The sequence below is a fragment of the Leptolyngbya sp. AN02str genome, from assembly GCF_050565595.1.
In the GTDB taxonomy this organism is placed as follows: Bacteria; Cyanobacteriota; Cyanobacteriia; order Elainellales; family Elainellaceae; genus Kaiparowitsia.
The window spans coordinates 155,018-173,684 of sequence record NZ_JBNXVR010000006.1 but is presented as its reverse complement, the minus strand read 5'-3'; the positions used below and the strand labels follow the sequence as shown (position 1 = coordinate 173,684).

17 protein-coding genes, 1 tRNA gene, 1 riboswitch and 1 other annotated feature are annotated in these 18,667 nt (G+C 50.9%); of the genes, 8 read left to right on the top strand and 10 right to left on the bottom strand.

The genetic code is table 11. The features are described 5' to 3' along the window. Nucleotides 1-94 precede the first annotated feature (94 nt). The 6 genes from secE (at nucleotide 95) to rplL (ending at nucleotide 3,525) form a co-directional block, all read left to right on the top strand. Nucleotides 95-346 (top strand): preprotein translocase subunit SecE, encoded by a 252-nt coding sequence (gene secE / locus ACQ4M4_RS06795; RefSeq protein WP_430683723.1) that lies wholly within the window; start codon nucleotides 95-97, stop codon nucleotides 344-346. After that, nucleotides 346-984: a transcription termination/antitermination protein NusG gene (gene nusG, locus ACQ4M4_RS06790; RefSeq protein WP_430683722.1), complete on the top strand. Its 639-nt coding sequence runs from the start codon at nucleotides 346-348 to the stop codon at nucleotides 982-984. Before secE ends, nusG begins: the two co-directional genes overlap by 1 nt. Before the next feature lie 8 nt (nucleotides 985-992). Then, nucleotides 993-1,415: a 50S ribosomal protein L11 gene (gene rplK / locus ACQ4M4_RS06785; protein WP_430683721.1), complete on the top strand. Its 423-nt coding sequence runs from the start codon at nucleotides 993-995 to the stop codon at nucleotides 1,413-1,415. A 145-nt stretch (nucleotides 1,416-1,560) separates the two neighbouring features. Beyond that, complete coding sequence (gene rplA, locus ACQ4M4_RS06780; protein WP_430683720.1) at nucleotides 1,561-2,283, top strand: 50S ribosomal protein L1; 723 nt, start codon at nucleotides 1,561-1,563, stop codon at nucleotides 2,281-2,283. Between the two features lie 33 nt (nucleotides 2,284-2,316). Continuing rightward, nucleotides 2,317-2,469: a sequence feature (ribosomal protein L10 leader region), on the top strand. A 51-nt stretch (nucleotides 2,470-2,520) separates the two neighbouring features. Continuing rightward, entirely contained in the window at nucleotides 2,521-3,054 is a 534-nt protein-coding gene (gene rplJ, locus ACQ4M4_RS06775) for a 50S ribosomal protein L10 (protein WP_430683719.1), read from the top strand. A 75-nt stretch (nucleotides 3,055-3,129) separates the two neighbouring features. Further along, nucleotides 3,130-3,525 carry a 50S ribosomal protein L7/L12 gene (rplL, locus tag ACQ4M4_RS06770; protein WP_430683718.1) on the top strand — a complete coding sequence of 132 codons (396 nt, stop codon included), beginning with the start codon at nucleotides 3,130-3,132 and terminating at the stop codon, nucleotides 3,523-3,525. Nucleotides 3,526-3,580: 55 nt separating this feature from the next. Here rplL and ACQ4M4_RS06765 read toward each other — a convergent pair whose 3' ends face one another. From ACQ4M4_RS06765 to ACQ4M4_RS06740, 6 genes are all read right to left on the bottom strand, one after another. Next, nucleotides 3,581-4,603 (bottom strand): XdhC family protein, encoded by a 1,023-nt coding sequence (locus ACQ4M4_RS06765; RefSeq protein WP_430683717.1) that lies wholly within the window; start codon nucleotides 4,601-4,603, stop codon nucleotides 3,581-3,583. 5 nt (nucleotides 4,604-4,608) lie between these two features. Then, nucleotides 4,609-6,957, bottom strand: a complete 2,349-nt coding sequence (gene xdhB / locus ACQ4M4_RS06760) for a xanthine dehydrogenase molybdopterin binding subunit (protein ID WP_430683716.1) — start codon at nucleotides 6,955-6,957, stop codon at nucleotides 4,609-4,611. Nucleotides 6,958-7,054: 97 nt separating this feature from the next. After that, a complete protein-coding gene (gene xdhA, locus ACQ4M4_RS06755; RefSeq protein ID WP_430683715.1) occupies nucleotides 7,055-8,467 on the bottom strand; it encodes a xanthine dehydrogenase small subunit in 1,413 nt (470 codons plus the stop codon). A gap of 1,245 nt (nucleotides 8,468-9,712) precedes the next feature. Beyond that, nucleotides 9,713-9,785, bottom strand: a tRNA-Met gene (locus ACQ4M4_RS06750). 155 nt (nucleotides 9,786-9,940) lie between these two features. Continuing rightward, entirely contained in the window at nucleotides 9,941-11,308 is a 1,368-nt protein-coding gene (gene thiC, locus ACQ4M4_RS06745; RefSeq protein ID WP_430683714.1) for a phosphomethylpyrimidine synthase, read from the bottom strand. A gap of 11 nt (nucleotides 11,309-11,319) precedes the next feature. Continuing rightward, nucleotides 11,320-11,421, bottom strand: a riboswitch (TPP riboswitch). A gap of 58 nt (nucleotides 11,422-11,479) precedes the next feature. Beyond that, nucleotides 11,480-11,689, bottom strand: coding sequence for a hypothetical protein (locus ACQ4M4_RS06740; RefSeq protein WP_430683713.1), 210 nt, complete (start codon nucleotides 11,687-11,689; stop codon nucleotides 11,480-11,482). Between the two features lie 183 nt (nucleotides 11,690-11,872). On the opposite strand from ACQ4M4_RS06740, the gene ACQ4M4_RS06735 reads away from it, so the two are divergent. Further along, nucleotides 11,873-12,619 (top strand): response regulator transcription factor, encoded by a 747-nt coding sequence (locus ACQ4M4_RS06735; protein ID WP_430683712.1) that lies wholly within the window; start codon nucleotides 11,873-11,875, stop codon nucleotides 12,617-12,619. A 202-nt stretch (nucleotides 12,620-12,821) separates the two neighbouring features. Here the strand turns inward: ACQ4M4_RS06735 and ACQ4M4_RS06730 are convergent, their stop codons facing one another. From ACQ4M4_RS06730 to ACQ4M4_RS06715, 4 genes are all read right to left on the bottom strand, one after another. Beyond that, nucleotides 12,822-13,205 carry a Mo-dependent nitrogenase C-terminal domain-containing protein gene (locus ACQ4M4_RS06730; protein WP_430683711.1) on the bottom strand — a complete coding sequence of 128 codons (384 nt, stop codon included), beginning with the start codon at nucleotides 13,203-13,205 and terminating at the stop codon, nucleotides 12,822-12,824. 660 nt (nucleotides 13,206-13,865) lie between these two features. Continuing rightward, the gene (locus ACQ4M4_RS06725; RefSeq protein WP_430683710.1) at nucleotides 13,866-14,438 is read right to left on the bottom strand and encodes a hypothetical protein; all 573 of its coding nucleotides are present in this window, start codon (nucleotides 14,436-14,438) and stop codon (nucleotides 13,866-13,868) included. A gap of 115 nt (nucleotides 14,439-14,553) precedes the next feature. Beyond that, nucleotides 14,554-15,408 carry a pentapeptide repeat-containing protein gene (locus tag ACQ4M4_RS06720; protein ID WP_430683709.1) on the bottom strand — a complete coding sequence of 285 codons (855 nt, stop codon included), beginning with the start codon at nucleotides 15,406-15,408 and terminating at the stop codon, nucleotides 14,554-14,556. 2 nt (nucleotides 15,409-15,410) lie between these two features. Next, nucleotides 15,411-16,121, bottom strand: a complete 711-nt coding sequence (locus ACQ4M4_RS06715) for a hypothetical protein (RefSeq protein WP_430683708.1) — start codon at nucleotides 16,119-16,121, stop codon at nucleotides 15,411-15,413. Between the two features lie 250 nt (nucleotides 16,122-16,371). On the opposite strand from ACQ4M4_RS06715, the gene ACQ4M4_RS06710 reads away from it, so the two are divergent. Beyond that, complete coding sequence (locus ACQ4M4_RS06710) at nucleotides 16,372-18,513, top strand: cation:proton antiporter (protein WP_430683707.1); 2,142 nt, start codon at nucleotides 16,372-16,374, stop codon at nucleotides 18,511-18,513. Nucleotides 18,514-18,667: the final 154 nt, after the last annotated feature.

The window sequence follows — 18,667 nt, the reverse complement described above, 5'->3', positions numbered from 1 at the left end:
TGTGTCTACTCCTTCCCTCTCGGCCGCATTGGCTGAGTGCTCGAGGACAACATAGTTCTAGTTATGGCTCTAGTCTGGCGAAGGAAGAAACGCTGTGGCAGACAAAGAAGACACCAAAGTCAAAGAAGCAAAGCCCGCTGAGACCAAGACTTCTGAAGAGGGTTCTGGATTTAACGCATCCGAATTCCTCAAAGGAACGAAGGAAGAATTGGACAAAGTTGTGTGGCCAAGCCGTCAGCAACTCGTTAGCGAGTCCATCGCCGTCTTGCTGATGGTGACAATTTCCGCTGTCATTGTCTATTTGTTTGATAACCTATTCAGCTGGATAGCCCAGCAGGTGTTCTGATGATTCTCGCTTCAGATGATTCGGAAAACTTAATGCCCTCTGATGTGGACACGGCGGACGAAGCTGCTCCGGTTGGATCTGCTCGTTGGTTTGCCGTGCAGGTTGCATCGGGATGCGAGAACCGGGTCAAACTCAACTTAGAGCAACGCATCAATACGCTGGATGTGGCCAACCGCATTCTGCAAATTGAGATTCCCCAGACGCCAATTTTGAAGCCTCAAAAGGGAAATAAGGCGAAAGAAGGGGCAGAAAAAGTTTTTCCGGGCTATGTGTTGATTCGCATGGTGATGGATGATGAGACATGGCAAGTCGTTAAAAACACGCCCAACGTGATTAACTTCGTGGGGGCTGAGCAAAAACGTCGCTATGGACGGGGTAGAGGGCACGTAAAGCCTATGCCTCTCTCGAATTCCGAGGTTGAGCGCATCTTCAAGCGTGCCCAGGAGCAAAAGCCTGTCGTCAAGATTGATATGGCGACCGGAGACAAGATTGTTGTTCTATCTGGGCCCTTCAAAGACTTCGAAGGCGAAGTCATTGAAGTTAGCCCTGAGCGCAGCAAGTTGAAAGCGTTGCTTTCAATTTTTGGACGAGACACCCCTGTCGAGTTGGAATTCAACCAGGTTCAAAAACAGAGCTAGTTTAGACAATGGCAAAAAAGGTCGTAGCAATTATTAAGTTGGCAATTCAGGCCGGAAAAGCAAACCCGGCTCCTCCGATTGGCCCAGCATTGGGTCAGCATGGGGTCAATATTATGGCCTTCTGCAAGGAGTACAATGCGAAGACGTCGGATCAAACAGGGACAGTTGTTCCGGTTGAGATCTCAGTCTATGAAGATCGCAGTTTCACATTTATTCTCAAAACGCCTCCTGCTTCAGTTTTGATTCAGAAGGCAGCAGGAATTGAGCGCGGTTCGGGTGAACCCAACAAGAAAAAAGTGGGTTCGATTACTCGCGATCAGCTCCGCGAAATTGCTGAGAAGAAAATGCCTGACCTCAATGCGAACGATGTTGAGGCCGCAATGCGGATTGTGGAAGGTACCGCTCGCAATATGGGCGTGACCGTTAGCTAGTCGATAGCTAACTGAGTGTTTGGAGATGAGCGATCGCCCGTTCCCGCCTCAGCAGTCCCGAATATTTAGCCCACGGTGGCTAGTTTCGTTAATTCATCATTTAGTGGGGGAGAGATCTGTCTCGCCTGTACCCCAAGGAGAAACCATGGCTAAGAAAGTATCCCGTCGTCTGCAAGAGTTGCAGAAAAAAGTTGAAGATCGGCCCTATGAGCCTTTGGAAGCACTAGCGCTGTTGAAAGAAACCGCTACGGCTAAGTTCTCTGAGTCTGCTGAAGCTCACATCCGCCTCGGTATTGACCCAAAGTACACCGATCAGCAGCTTAGAACCACTGTTGCGCTACCCAAAGGGACAGGTCAAACTGTACGGGTTGCGGTCATTGCTCGGGGTGAAAAGGTGACTGAAGCTGCTAACGCAGGAGCCGATATTTCTGGATCTGAGGATTTAATCGACGAAATTCAGAAAGGCATGATGGACTTTGACGTACTGATTGCGACTCCTGACATGATGCCCCAGGTGGCAAAACTCGGTCGTCAACTCGGCCCTCGTGGTTTGATGCCCTCTCCCAAAGGTGGCACCGTTACCTTTGACCTGGGTCAAGCCATCAACGAATTTAAAGCCGGTAAATTAGAATTCCGGGCTGATCGTTCGGGTATCGTTCATGTTATGTTTGGCAAGGCGACTTTTTCGTCTGAAGATTTGCTAGTGAACCTCAAAGCCCTGCAAGAGACGATCGATCGGAACCGTCCTTCTGGAGCCAAAGGTCGCTACTGGCGCAGTGTGTTTGTCTCTGCTACGATGGGTCCTTCCATTGAGGTGGACATCAACGCTCTTCGTGACATGAAGACATCCGACGCCACCGCATCTTGAGTTCGAGCATAAGTTTATCGACAAATCCCCAACTCACAATTGAATTGAAAGCCGGAGACAGCAGGTGCGTCAGCTTAATATCCTGCCGAGGCGTGTGAATGCACTCTCATCGTATCCCTGTGTCATGGTGATACGGCGTATGCTTCCTCGACCCCGGTACTCATGCCGGGGTTTCGGCTTTCTCAGGGGTGGCAAAAGTTTGGTAGTTCACACCCGAATTAAGGAGGTGATTGATGTATGGGTAGAACACTAGAAAACAAGCAAGAGATAGTCGCTGAGCTGAAAGAACAGTTGAGTCAGTCTCAGATGGCTGTTGTCATCGACTTTAAAGGGCTAACCGTTGCCGAGATCACCAACCTGCGCAACAAGTTGCGTGAGAGCGGAGCCGTTTGTAAGGTCACCAAAAACACGCTGATGAAAATCGCGATCGATGGTGATGACAATTGGCAGCCCATGTCCGAGTTCTGTAAGGACTCTGCGGCCTTTTTGTTGCTGAAGGATGACATTGGTGGCGCTATCAAGGCTTACCAAGATTTCCAAAAGGCCAGCAAAAAGACGGTCATTCGTGGTGGGGTCATGGAAGGCCGTGCCCTATCCGAGGATGAGGTGAAAGCCATTGGCGATCTGCCATCCAAGGAGCAGCTCATGGGTCAGATTGCTGGTGCTATCAATGCTGTGACGACCAAAGTGGCCGTTGGTATCAAGGAAGTACCATCGTCTCTGGCTCGCGCTTTGCAGGCTGTTGCCGACAAAGAGCAAGATGCCGCTTAGTTCGGTTGGCATGCCTAGAATCGCGATTTAGATTTGTTCGATTTGTAATTTACGTACTAGTGGGAGATCCTACACATGTCTGCTACAACTGATGAAATTCTTGAGAAGCTAAAGTCGCTAACCCTGTTGGAAGCGGCTGACCTAGTTAAGCAAATTGAAGAAGCCTTCGGTGTGTCTGCTGCTGCTCCTGTTGGTGGCATGATGATGATGGCTCCTGGTGCTGGCAGTGGTGCTGCTGCTGAGGAAGTTGAAGAGAAGACCGAATTTGATGTTGTGCTGGAAGAAGTTCCTGCTGACAAGAAGATTGCAGTTCTGAAGATTGTTCGTGAACTGACGGGTCTTGGTTTGAAGGAAGCTAAGGAAGTTGTGGAATCGACTCCCAAGGCTGTGATGGAAGGTGTGGCTAAGGATGCCGCTGAAGATGCTAAGAAGAAGCTGGAAGAAGCCGGCGGTAAGGCCGCTGTGAAGTAAGGTTTTACTGAAATCTAACAGCTGAAAGGCGAGAGGTAAGCTATCCAGTGAGAGCTTACCTCTCGCTGTTTGTTTGATTGCTTAGGTGAGTCTGTGTTTGCGCGATCGCCCCAATCTTATTCGACAGGGGCTTGCCGGTCCCTCCTCGCCTGACCAAGATGAGTTCAGCTGTAATGCTAATGGCGATCTCGGCAGGAGTGAGTGCGCCAATATCTAAGCCAATGGGTGCATGAATGGGCGGTGCAGCTTGGAGAGGAATACCTGTCTGATAGAGTGTATGGAGTGCTTGACGAACTCGTTTGGTGCTGCCAATCATGCCGATATAGCGGCAGGCGATCGGGCGTTGAAGCAGGGCAATCAGTGCGTCTAAGTCATACTGGTAACCCCGAGTCACCAGAGCGGCGTAGAGTTCGGAGTAGAAGCCCAGAGGCGCGATCGCTTCGTGAATCGGTTGGTTGAGAACTTGCAACGCTTGGGGATAGCGTTTTGGATTTGCCCATGTGGGGCGATCGTCCTGCACAATAATGTTAAATCCCGCCAGGTGAGCGGTTTTGGCTAACTGTTCGCCACAGTGACCAGCTCCCACAATGAGTAACGTTGGCAGGGGGGCCAAAGTTTCGACAAACGCATCCGTTGAAGACTGGGTTGTCGATTGGGCGGGTGAGTTCAGCAGATAGGGTGACTGAGCCGTAAAGGGAGTGACTAAAGTAGCGGATTGCCCAGTTTGTAATTTTTGCAGCAGCGTTTGCACCAGGGCGATCGCACGACTATCCCATCTCTCTAGCCATACACGCATCCATCCACCGCAGATTCCTTGGGTCTCCCGATGAGGAGCCCCGGAGAGATCGATCTCAACCGCGCACTTTTGGCCGGTGGCTAACAGTGCCTGCCCCTGTTGAAGCACTTTGGCCTCTCCCGCACCACCGCCAATGGTGCCGTACAGCAATCCATCAGCGCCAATCAGCATTTTGGCACCAACCTCACGCGGTACCGAGCCCGTGACCTCAACCACCGTTGCCAGCACCACAGGATGCTGTGGCAGCAGTTGAGCCAATTGTTCAAAACAGTCAATGGTCATAAGCGCTACTCGAAGAGCGCTGGCTGGGGAGAGGTTGATGCACTCGTCACAGAGGGGGAGTGCTGCTGTACCCACTCAATCGCATCTAAAATGGCCTCGGGTGTGGCAGGGGATGCTAACGGTACAGCCTCAGCTTCGCCAAATGCCGCGATCGCTGCTCGAATGGCTTCTCGGACAGACATCGCCAGCATAAAGGGTGGCTCGCCCACGGCTTTGCTGCCGTAGATGACGCCATCTTGGGCAGCACGCTCCAGCAATTGCACGTCAAAGTGTTCAGGAATTTCGCCAATCGTGGGAATTTTGTAGGTGCTGGGAGCGACAGTCCGAAGGCGGCCCTGCTCATCCCACACCAATTCTTCCATCGTCAGCCAGCCCATGCCCTGCACAAACCCACCTTCCACTTGGCCTTGATCTACTAATGGATTTAGGGATGAGCCTACGTCATGCACAATATCGACTTGGCGCAGCTTAAAGGTGCCTGTGAAGCCATCAACTTCTACCTCGCTAATGGAGGCACCGTAGGCAAAGTAGTAGAATGGGCGACCTTTGCCTGCTTTCTCATCCCAAAAAATGTTGGGGGTGCGATAGAAGCCCGTGGCCGACAGGCTGATGCGATCGCTGTAGGCTTGAGCCACTACGTCCTCAAACCGCACACGACGGCTGGGGTAGGTGCGACAAAACGCCCAATCATCTTCAAACACGATCTCTTCTGGCCCGTCTAAATCCAGCAGGCGGGTGGCCACCTCTGCTAGGCGGGCTTTGACGGCTTCGCAGGCATCTTTTACCGCTTGACCATTCAAGTCAGAACCGCTGGATGCAGCAGTCGCAGACGTGTTGGGTACCTTGTCGGTGCTGGTGGGCATCATGCGAAAGCGCGACATGCTCACCCCCAGGCTCTTGGCGGCAACTTGCAGCATCTTGGTATGAAGCCCCTGGCCCATTTCGGTGCCGCCGTGGTTGAGTTGAATGCTGCCATCGGTATAGATGAGGATCAGCGCCCCGGCCTGGTTGTACTGCTTTTTGTTGAACGAAATGCCGAACTTGACAGGCGTAATGGCTAACCCGCGTTTGCGGTGAGGGTGGGTTTGATTGAATTGGGCGATCGCTACTTGCCGTTCTGCAAAGTTGGCGTTGGCCTGTACGGTATTCCAAACCCGAGCAATGCGGTTATCGATAATTTCTTGATCGTAATGGGTTGTGTTGGTTTCGCCAGAACCATGATAGAAATTGCGCTCCCGTACCAGTTCTGGCGGCAAGCGTAAATATCGAGCAATGCGATCGACCACATCCTCAATCACTAACATGCCTTGGGGGCCACCAAAGCCACGAAATGCTGTGTTGGAGACTTTGTGAGTTTTGGCAATGCGGCCTCGTACGGTGATGTGGGGAATGTAGTAGGCGTTGTCGGCATGTAGCACGGCCCGCAGCAGCACCGGAGGCGACAGATCCAGGCTCCAGCCGCCATCGGCAAACAAGTCCATATCTAGCGCCGTGATCAGTCCTTCGGCGGTAAAGCCAACTCGGTATTGTCCCAAAAAGCCGTGGCGCTTTCCGGTAAGGGTCATGTCGTGATCGCGCTTGAGTTTGACTCGTACTGGACGGCCTGTTTTGTAAGCGGCGATCGCCGCTACTGCTGCAAAGGGATTAGCTTGCGATTCTTTGCCACCAAAGCCACCCCCCATCCGTAAGCAGGTGACTACAACCCGATTACTGGAAATGCCCAAAATGCGCGCCAGAATAATTTGCGTTTCGGTGGGATGCTGCGTTGATGAGTAAACCTGATAGTTGCCTTCCAAATCAGGAACTACCCAGCTCGTTTGCGTCTCCAGGTAAAAATGATCCTGCCCATTCATTTCTAGCTCGCCCTCTAGCCGATGGGGAGCGTCTGCCAGCGCTGAGGCTGCATCGCCACGCTGCACCGTAATGGCGTTGCCCTGAAAACGATTGTGGGCGATCGCGGCTTGAATACTCACAATCGGTTCCAACGGCTCGTACTCGACAATCACCCTAGCTGCCGCCTGTCGGGCGATATCCTCCGATTCTGCCACTGTCCATACGATTGCCTGCCCCCAATAGCTCACAAATTCGGTTGGAAAGAGCGGCTCATCGTGCAAAATTACCCCCGTATCGTTTTCGCCGGGCACATCTTCTGCCGTGAGGACGGTGACCAATCCTTCAACCTCGTAGGCCAACGACACATCAATTTTGGTGATGCGGGCGTGCGCATGGGGTGCCATGACGGGCCATACCGACAACATGCCTGCTGGCAGCCGTTGCTCATCGGTGTAGACAGCCTTGCCGGTCACGTGGCCTTGGGCGCTTTCGTGGCTATTTCGCTTGCCAACCGTACTCATAGGGGTACCTAGCTAAATTGATATTGGGGTTGAATGATAGTGATGTTGAACAGGGACGATCCTTGGCGGAGAATGCGATGGGTGCGATCGTCAATCGTCATCCCATCTCGACAAAAAATTTTTCGAACAAATTGGCGACTAATCGCTGGCGATAGCTGGCGCTACCCCGTAAATCTGTGAGAGGGGTGAATGCTTGTAGCAAAAGAGGTTTGAGCGATCGCACCGTGTCGTGAGTCCAGGGTTGGCCCACCAGCGCTTGCTCAACGGCGATCGCCCGAGCCGGAGTGGCGGCTACGCCACCGTACCCGAGCCGAGCCCGCACCACACAGTCATTGGCATCTAGATCAACACAAAAGGCCGCTGCGACAATGCTAATGTCGTCCGTGCCGCGCTTGCCAATTTTGTAGGACTGGCACAGGCGACGCACCGCACCAGTCCCTAAAGATTTGGGAATCGTGACAGAGACAATGACTTCATCTGGCTGACGCTGGGTTTGGCGATATCCTGTGAAAAACTCTGACAGTGGCAAAGTGCGATCGCCCCGAACGCTCGTGACCGTAATCGTCGCATCCAGTGAGAGCAATACAGGCGGCAAGTCGCCAATGGGCGAAGCAGTGCCAATATTGCCGCCCACAGTGGCCCGATTGCGCACTTGCCGTGCCGCAAACCAGTACAGCATTGTATCTAAACTGGGGAAAACTCCTTGTAGCGTTTTCTCCACCTGGCTTAGGGGAACGGCTGCGCCAATGGTGACAGCAGCATCGGTTTGGGTGATGCCCTGAAGCTCTTGCACGGCTTCTAGAGAAATCATGATTGGGTAATGTTGGCGATGGTGGCTCAACTCTAAGCCCAAATCGGTGCCTCCAGCGATGAGTGTGGCATTGGGGTATTCTGCCAGCAGGGTCAGGAGCGATCGCAGCTCAGTCGGCCGATAAAATGCATGCTCGTGATGCTCATAGCTCACCGGGGCCAATGTTGGCGTTGCTGCAGTCAGCTTTTGGGCAAAGGAGTCGCACGCTTGGGGCGATCGCGCTTCGACAACTTGCTGGGCTGCTCGGCGAATGGGCAAATACCCCGTACATCGGCACAAGTTGCCCTCAATCGCTACATCATCCATTGGCCCATCGTAGTAAGCCGCAAACATACTCATAATGAATCCGGGTGTACAGTAGCCACACTGCGAACCTCCCAATTCCACCATGGCCGCTTGCACCGGATGCAACGCGCCATTCGCAACCCCCTCAACGGTAATCACATCTCGCCCCACTAGCGCCCCTACCGGAATGAGGCAGCTATTGACCGCCTGGTACTGAGGTTGGCCGTCGGCATCTTGACCAACCAGCACCACCGTACAAGCCCCACAGTCGCCATCTCCACATCCCTCCTTGGTGCCGGTGCGTCCACTCTGCTGAAGAAATTGCAGCAGGGTCATTGTAGGAGGCGTAGATGCCAAAGAAACGACAGAACCGTTGATGCTTAGAGTAGGGCGATCGCTAGATAAATGCGTCATGCGTTCAAAGATGTATCAAATAATGTATTAACGAAACAACGGAGCGGCGAAACAGAGATGACTAGGCTGCAAACGAAGCAAAGCCCGACTCACACGTTTTTAGAATAAGTAGTTTCATAATAAATAGCTGCATGAATAGAAGATACATAAGCCCATGAATCTTATCAGTTTGTATGCAGTATACAGGTGCTGTCTCCCCAGTATAGAAATTGCATTTCCCAAGGATTGTCACGAGAATTACCATTACGGCTTTTCCCTACAAATTTCTTCCCTACAATCCTCCTGACTAAGGTCGCAATGTCGTCGTTCTGCGAGCTTAGTCAGCGTGAGGTGGTTGAGAGGAACTCGTCCTTGGTTATTCCTCGTAATTCTGCAATTTTCGTAATTCAGTGAAGATACACTTGTAGATGTTTCTAGAGCACCAACAGAAATCCTCTAGAGTCGCGTGTGAATATTACTTTGAACATCGTGTGGCGATGCTTTGAGACCTTACTTTGCTATGTTGGCAAGAGATTCTGGTATATCGTTTGCCTGTTTTTAACGGGCTTGATTAAATGGTTCTTGGGATGATGTTAAAAATGTCCATCTTGTTTTTCGTGTTGTAGTCTTTTCCTCCTTTATTAATGTGATTTTTTATATTAAAATTTTTCTTTTATCTGTCTTTTTTTGTCTTTAGCTTTTCTAAGCTGATTTCTACTGCTATCAATTTTTCAATCTTTATTTAGCTTGGATTTAAGATCACCTTGTATATCAACCGTATTCATAAGGCTATTAATTTAATGATTCAAACAGTCCTTTCTAGGCTTGGGTGTGTCCGATGAACTTGTTCACAACGGTTCTCCAAATTGGCAAACAAAACCGTGAAAACCAGAATCCAAGGGATGCTGCTGTCGTGAACAACTACATATCAAGAACAACACTGCTTGCTTGACTAGCCCCAATACTGTTCTATATCAACCTCAAAAAAGCCCATTTTGGCGGACGCGTCGCGCCCGCCAAAATGGGCACTTCAGCTTATCCAAAACTCAGGTAATGTTATGAAGTGTCGCAGTGGGAGTGTGGGAGCCCTGAAAACTAGGACGATTGCCCAAAGCTATCGACAAACCACCCTCTGATTCTGCACTCGCAAAATGCCCCATTTTAACCCTAGGCTCATGCCAAACATGGCTAACAACGCCCAATAAACATGCAAGCTCTCTAAACATTGAGATCTTGCTGTAAGCCATGTATTGCTTCCACTTAAGATGGCTCAGGCGGGATTTGAACCTGCGACCTTGGGCTTATGAGTCCCCTGCTCTAACCACTGAGCTACTGAGCCGTGCGCTGGAAATTTCCAACTTTCTTAAGCTATCATATCACGACTGCGATCGCTACCCCTTCGACAATTTTTTTTGAATTTGGCGGTGTTGGGTAGGGCGGATGCCAGAGGGTAGATTCAGTAACAAACCGTGCCCTCTGGCATCTGCCGAAAATTTAGCTTACTGCTTCTTTAGTCAGAAACTTTTCCAACTCTGAGAGCGCATCTGCATCGACCTTGGTTTGCATAGGGCAAAACTTGGGACCACACATCGAGCAAAATTCAGCTGTCTTATAAATATCTGCTGGCAACGTTTCGTCGTGATATTCGCGTGCACGCTCCGGATCAAGCGCCAACTCAAACTGGCGGTTCCAGTCAAAGTGATAGCGTGCCCGAGAGATCTCATCGTCGCGATCGCGCGCTCCGGGTCGATGTCGGGCAATATCGGCTGCGTGGGCCGCAATCTTGTAGGCAATCAAGCCATTGCGCACGTCCTCAGCATTCGGCAGTCCCAAATGCTCCTTTGGCGTCACGTAGCACAGCATTGCTGTCCCGTACCAACCTGCCATCGCCGCCCCGATCGCACTGGAAATATGGTCATAGCCCGGTGCAATATCCGTAACTAGCGGCCCTAATACATAGAAAGGCGCTTCAGAGCATTCCTCCATCTGTTTCCGCACATTGAACTCGATTTGATCCATCGGCACATGGCCTGGGCCTTCTACCATCACCTGCACATCCTGCTCCCACGCTTGACGGGTGAGTTGGCCTAGCGTTTTTAGCTCCGCCAGTTGTGCCGCATCCGAGGCGTCATGCTGGCAACCGGGACGCAACGAATCGCCTAAGCTAAACGATACGTCGTATTTCTTGAAGATTGCGATGATGTCATTGAAGTGGGTATACAGTGGATTTTGCTGGTGATGATGCAGCATCCACCGGGCCAAAATACCGCCACCACGAGACACAATTCCTGTAAGCCGACCCTTGACCAGCGGCAAATGCTCAATCAGAATCCCCGCATGAATAGTCATGTAATCCACTCCCTGTTGGGCGTGCTTTTCAATGACGTGCAGAAAGTCTTCGGGCGTCAGGTTTTCTACCCTGCCATGCACTTGCTCTAACGCTTGATAAATGGGGACTGTACCAATTGGTACAGGAGACGCTTGAATGATCGCTGTGCGAATCTCGTCCAGGTTGCCACCCCCAGTCGATAAGTCCATCACAGTATCGGCACCGTATTTGACCGCAAGATGCAGTTTGGCAAGTTCTTCTTCAATTCCTGATGAATTTGGAGATGCCCCAATATTGGCGTTGACCTTGCATTTCGAGGCAATGCCAATTGCCATAGGCTGCAAATTGATATGGTTGATGTTCGCAGGAATAATCATGCGCCCCCGGGCAACTTCGGAGCGAATCAGCTCAGCGGGAAGGTTTTCCCGCTGGGCTACATATGCCATCTCCTCTGTCACCACGCCCTGACGCGCATAGTGCATTTGAGACACATTGCTGTGTCCACGACGCTGAGCAACCCAGTCGTTTCGCATATTATTTAGTTCCTTCAAGTAAACAGCTTCCCTCCGCCGGTATTAGCCGGACTCAGGTTCTAAGGGTGTAATCTCAGCCTGGACTGAACGCTCAGGCACCCCTAGCTTGTGGGTGATTGTATCACCAATGACAGTTGAGTTTGCAACCAACGTGTTGGTTAAGCCTTGTTGCTAGGTTGCAACATGAGTGAGAGCGATCGCGATCGCTCTAGAAATGCGATCGACAGCTTTATGCCAATCCCTCGTTTCCTCGTCAAAAAGCGCACCAAACCCTGACAGAGAATTTGATTGAGAGGCTTTGCCCATGCCACAATCGTTCATCTTGGCTGCTGGATCAGGCGGCAACCGTAAAGCAGCCCTTAGCGATTTCGAGCCCGACATAGGCCAGAACATGAAACTAGAGTTATAACTAATGTATCTATTTGTAGAGTTTTTCTTGCCAAAGGTGCATAATCAACAGAAAAACTATGGTAGGTTCCTTAAGATCTTGGGGTAAAACTTCTAAAACTTCAATTAGATTTAACCTGATCTGCGTAAAACCTTTGTTGAGATAAAACCATTTAAATGCCTCGGATTCTTGTCATTGATGACGATATTGCGATCTCTGAATTGGTCGCTGTCAACCTTGAAATGGCTGGGTACGACGTTAGCCGCGCGACTGACGGAGTCAAGGGTCAAGCCTTAGCGCTGCAACTGATCCCCGACTTAATTATGCTCGACCTAATGTTACCCAAAGTCGATGGGTTTACGGTGTGCCAACGTCTCCGTAGAGATGAGCGAACCGCCGACATCCCCGTGCTGATGCTGACAGCACTGAGCCAAACCCAAGACAAAGTGGAGGGGTTTAACGCGGGGGCAGATGACTATCTCACCAAGCCTTTTGAGGTAGAAGAGATGCTGGCGCGGGTGCGGGCGCTGCTGCGCCGTACTGATCGCATTCCTCAAGCGGCAAAGCATACGGAAATTCTTAACTTTGGCCCGCTCACCTTGGTCCCAGAGCGCCTAGAAGCGATTTGGTTTGATCACACCGTTAAGTTGACACACCTTGAGTTTGAGCTGCTCCATTGTCTGCTTCAGCGGCATGGACAAACGGTGTCTCCCAGCGAAATCTTGAAGGAAGTGTGGGGCTATGATCCCGACGATGATATTGAAACAATTCGGGTTCATGTGCGGCACTTGCGCACTAAGCTAGAGCCCGATCCCCGTCGTCCTCAATACATCAAAACGGTTTATGGAGCGGGCTATTGCCTAGAGTTGCCAACAACGGCTGCGACGGCAGATGAGGGAGATGAGGTTCCCTCAGCTAACTAGTGCAGTGCGATCGCGCATGTTTAACCCAATATTTTGCACGCAGCAACAAAGGCTCTAAGAAGGACTTAGAGCCTTTGTTGCCGTCTGTAGCAGCGATGGGAGGAGGATTTGAGAGCTTACCAGCAGATGCGATCAGAAGGTTTACAGTGGACCTAAGGGTTGGGTGCAAGGCGACTGTGCGAAGCAATGCGATCGCTCAATCTTAGCAATAGCAGGAAATATCCACACCACATTCATCGGCCAAGTAGCACAGGGCACGGAATCGGAGTGCCACAACTTCTTCGTAGAAAGGGTTGAGCTTGCAGAGGGGAGGAATGTGTAAGAGCGTTTTGCCAAATACAGAGATATCGCGCTCAAAGGGACACTGCGATGGGATCAGTTGGCATAGTTTGTGAGCCAATTCGGGAGTGTTGACTTCGATTTGATTGATGTATCGGCGCAAGGGTAGAAGGAGGTCGGCGGTTAGGAGCGATCGCCAAGTGGGAGTAGGAGAAGAAGCGGGTTGAAGAGAAACCTCTTCTGGCGAAGGTTGATGGAGGGCAACCCAGCTAACGAGAGCCAAATCGCGGGTTGTAGAATCAAACATTTTCATATCCATTCCTCAATGTTGCTGCACATCAGCAACGCAACAGGCTTGAACAAGTGCTAAATCATGCAACGTAAGCAGTGAAAGCAAGCTAATGGATGTTGTGGTCCTTTTTTAACAACAACAGGAATAGCGGCTATTCCTAACGGATTGAACAAAGAACTCAACGATACGGTCTGGTGAGAGACGGAGTCCGATAAGGGACTTACTTGATCTGTCTGCGTTCTTCTTCGATCCTACGTTAACTTTTATTGCAAAAAGTTGTTGTTGATACAAGAGTAGAGATTTCCGCCCACATTGGAGGGTTGGCTTATCTCAATCTCATTGGGAGTATGCCCTGCCTGCCTGGGTCATACCGCGAGTGAAATTACGGAAATTTTTGAACGAGATCTGTTGTCTGCGCAATTGCACTCAGTCTTCTTTAACAGGACTTAGCAGTTGAATGATGTTTAAGCGCTTAGCGCTTAAACATCATTCAACCCCCTGGTTTTTCGGATGAAGTGCGTCAGTCCTATCTAAGACAACTGAGAGACGCAAACTTATACTCTGAAGCGACAAAATGATTGAGCTTTGATGATTTGTTTTGACAAGCTAGATGATTTGTTTTGACAAGCTAATAGTCACTGCTGCGGTAAGCTTTATTCAGTCTATACCCACACGCTACATCCACACAGTGACAACATAGAAAAAATAAAGCGAGTACAACGCTCCGATGATGCCAATGATGAATTTCCCTGCTGCGGAATGATAATTCTGAAAGAGAATTGCAGAAGTCATGGCAACAGATAATATTTCTACGATTGAAACGATATTGCCATAATGTTTGGGATCCCAATAGGATATAGGACTGACAAAACGCCAATCGGAAAATGGAAAGAAGTGACGATGACCGTCGTCATGGTGCAACGGCAGATCTCCAGCGATGTGCAGCAACATGCTGGTGAAAAGGAGAATCCCAAATTGCGATCGCCCCCATATTGCAATACCAAGCCCAAGCAACATGAGCGGAATTGAATTGAACAAATCAATAAAATTTTGCCAGTGTACTTGGTAGTAACCCTCACGCCAAATCCAAGATTCCGACATTCCGCGAATGATGCGCTCATAGCCGTAAAAGATAAACATGGGCGCATCTGGTAGAACTGCCCCAACAATAACAGGTGTCAGCACCGAAGCCAGATCTCGACGCCCAAGGCACAACAAATTGAGAACAACATGAGCAGGCGTATTCATCGCGCTAGTTTGGTCAGGGGATTATGGTGTTCAGACAATAGTTCCAAAAGCCTTGAACCAACTGAAGTGACAGCTCATAAAAGACGGGCATGGAACTTGACCGATTGTGCTTGGACTAACTGCTCGGCAATTGGCATCCTAGCAAGATTGCTTTCCTAAAATTTGTTTGTGTTGTATGACTATCTCGCAAATCTAACCCACCTAAGTTGGCCCAGCTCAAATTTGCCATCGATAGCTGCACTTGACGCGTGTGAGCACCGCTCCAATCCGATCGGGTCAAATTGCTCCAGCGGAAGTCGGCTTCTAACACGGTCGCGTTTTGTAAGCTGACTCCAGACAGATACGCTCCCCCAAAGCGCGATCGCACCAAATTTGCACCCTGCAAGTTTGCATTGGGCAACACGGCCCCAACCAAATCTGCCTCATACAGCGTGGCTTTGCTCAAATTTGCTTCACTGAGGTCAACCCGCTGCAGATTAGCAAAGCTGAGATTGGCCCGTTCTAAATTGGTAAAACTGAGATCGGCAGTCCGAAAGTTGCCGTGACTCACATCTGCACCAATGCAGTTCGCAAACGCCGCCATCGCCCCCTGAAGCTGCACCAACGGCAGACTGGCTCCCACCCAGATCGTATGCCTGAGATCGGCCATGTTGAGAGATACGGCCTGACCCTGTACGAGGGTAAAGTCGGCCTGCGCCGCATTGGCATTCGTAAAGTTGGCAGCATCGAGGATGGCATGACTCAGGTTGGCCTGAACCAGCTGGGCTGAGACAAAGTGAACCCCGGTGAGATTGGCATGATGAAACGAAACCCGACTCATGTCATAGCCGCTAAAATCCGCTCCAGACAAGTTTTGATAGCTAAAGTCAATGGCAACGTGGGGATGCTTAGCCCGCCATACGTTCCATGGAGCGCTTCCCTGCTGGAGCAAAGCCCACACCTGTGAGATAGCCGGATCAACCAACGCCATGGCTATTCCATACGAACGGTCTTAGGAACATCCCGTCCGGCCAAACTGTCTAATGCGGCTTCGGCAGCTTCGGCTCCTGCCAAAATATCGCGCTCTTCGCCACCCAAAAACAATCGGCCAAAGCTGCCCACTGCCGAAACTTGCAGAATATTGATGAGAGCGGCTTTTTCGGCTTCGTTTGCGGCAAGGGATGCGTAGGCTGCAGGCTCGACCTCCAGAATGTAGAGGGTTTGGCCCGTTAGAATCATTTGACCCCGACGACTACGGTTAATGAGCTGTGCGTGGTTGGAGTCAATGTTGCGAATAATTTGCCGGGAGATGATGCGTGGTTTCATGCAATCGTTGGCATTGAGCCCTAGCTCTTGCAGTACGGCGCGTCCGGCAGCTTGCACTTCGCCTTGTTTGCTGGCATGCACTTCTAGCAGGCCGTACAACCGTTCAACAAACAGTACCCCAGGGCGAACAACAGCCGCTTTGAGTGCCTTATCCATGAGATTGTTGATTTCTACGCCCGGAGAAATCTCAATCCAAAGAGATGCATCACCTGGAAGTGGCAAAAAGCCTAATGCCACAGTTCCCAAATAGGCAGCATGTTGTGGCTGAAGGCGGTCGATATAGACGTAGCTGCGGAGATCGATTCCCAAGGGTTTGACACAGATAAACGGCTGGCTGTAAGGACACGCAGCAAGGGCACGCACAGAAACACGCAGCACAATGCAGTGACTTCCTCTCAGGTTGAGGAAGTATCCCCGTTTATTATCCCTCGATTTGGAACGTTTGGCGGGGTGCAATCAGTCCATTCGTGAGATTATCAGTTGCGTTCAAGCATGAGGGTAATGTTCTAGACCTGTGGATGTGTGTGGTAGAAGGACGGTGGAGCCGTCCTTCTACCACACACATCCACAACTGTGAAACACAACCAATCATGAGAGGGGCAATTTTTGCTGATGCTCCATTTTTGTTTTGGTTGGAATAAATGGCGATCGCCCCTATCTAACCCGCATTTGGGTACCATGGCAGTTGTACCATTTCCTGGAAACCATGCTAGATGGGTTGACCATCGCAAGTGATACACCGCTAGCGACAACGCTACAGTTTGTCATTGCTGTTATTGCAGGCATTAGCGCGCAAGTGCTGGCCGATTTTTGCAAGGTGCCCAGCATCGTATTTTTGTTGGCGTTTGGCATTTTGCTGGGAGCGGACGGGGCCGATGTTCTACAGCCGCAGCAGCTTGGTAGCGGACTAGAGGTGATTGTCACACTCTCGGTTGCCCTCATTTTGTTTGAAGGCGGGCTAAATCTGGAACTGCGCAACTTGAAGCAAGTATCTGGCAGCTTGCGCAACTTGGTGACCATTGGCACGCTCATTACGCTGGTGGGTGGGGGCATGGCCGCTCATTGGCTGGGTGAGTTTCCCTGGGCGATCGCATTTTTGTATGCGGCGTTGGTTGTTGTAACGGGGCCAACCGTAATTAGCCCCCTGCTGAAGCAAGTGCAAGTCGATACCCGCGTGGCCACCTTGCTTGAGGGCGAAGGCGTACTCATCGACCCGGTGGGTGCGATTTTGGCGGTGGTGGTGTTGGATGTCATTTTGAACGGAGATGCCGATCCCCTGCTGGTCGTCAGCGGCCTATTTTTGCGATTGAGCATTGGTGGCGGCATTGGCGCACTTGGCGGTTGGGTGCTGAGCTACTTTCTGAAGCGCACTCGATTTTTATCAGAAGATTTGAAAAATTTAGTGGTGCTGGCGGGGGTTTGGGGACTGTTTGTGCTGGCACAAGCGATTCGCGATGAAGCGGGGTTAATGTCGGCAGTGATTGCTGGCCTGGTGTTGCGATCGTCCTCCATTCCCGATGAGCGATTGCTGCGACGATTCAAAGGACAGCTCACGATTTTTGCGGTGTCGGTGCTATTTGTACTACTGGCTGCCGATTTGTCGCTGGCCAGCTTGTTTGCGCTTGGACAGGGGGCTGTCTTCACGGTGGCCGTGCTGATGTTTGTGGTACGCCCCATCAATGTTGCGGTGTGCACCTACAATAGCGACCTGAACTGGCGACAAAAGCTGTTTATTTGCTGGGTGGCACCGCGCGGCATTGTGTCGGCTTCAGTGGCATCGCTGTTTGCCATTTTGCTCACCGATCGCGGCATTTCCGGTGGTGAGGCGATCAAAGCACTGGTGTTTCTCACGATTATTTCGACGGTTTTTCTCCAGGGGTTGACGGCCAGGTGGATTGCCCAATTGCTAGGCATTACATCCGATGAGGCGACGGGTGTGGTCATTGCAGGAAGCAACCCACTCAGCCGTTTGCTCGCTCAAGTGTTTATTGACAAAGGCGAACCGGCCACTTTAATTGATACTGATTTGCAGGCGTGCCGAAAAGCAGAATTGGAAGGGTTGCCAGCATTTGCCAGTACGGCTTTGGATGCGGAGGTGTTGACCCAGGCGGGAATGAGCCAGCGTGGTACCTTTTTGGCGATGACGAATAATGGCGAAGTGAATTTGGTGTTGGCGCAAAAGGCTGTAGAAGAGTTTAATCCGCCCCGAGTCGCGGTTATGGTTACCAAGGATTCGGCGGGGGCAATTCCGGCGGAGTCGGCTGTGAATGCTGGCAAGGTTAAGTCTGCTTTTTTGCCGTTGGTGCCGCTGAAAGCCTGGAATCGATTTATTAACGATCGCGAAGTTCGCTTGGGTGAAACCTTCTTTCAAACCGACAAGCTGCCGCGTCAAATTGCCCATGTTCGCATTTTGATTGAGGATGAGAAGGTCATGCCTCTGCTGCTAGAGCGCGAAGAAAAGTTGCTTATTGCCTCGGCATCCGATGAATGGCGTGATGGCGATCGCCTCATCTACCTTTACCATGCGCCTAAAACCAAGTTGCTAAAACAGTTGGGTGGGGCGAATAGTCAGGCTCGTTTAATTGTGGAGCGCATTCCCGAAGTTGAGAACCTACCCGACCTGGATTTTGAGCCTACGCTGGATTCCAAGCCGGACTCCAAGCCGGACGCTAAGCCGGACCTCAAGCCAGAGCTACCCACTAAACCCAAGCTTGAAGCCATTCAGCCAACAGACGCGATCGCTCAACCTGAACAAGTGATTGAGCCTTAGTGCTTTTTTTACATCAGTTTCGGTTAAGGGCTTTTCCAAGGTTTGCGTGGCTCGAAAACCTTGGAAAAGCCCATTTTTGCGCACACAAAAATGGGCACTTCAGATTATCCAAAACTCAGGCTGGAATAGGGTTGCACAGCGTGCACCTCCTCAT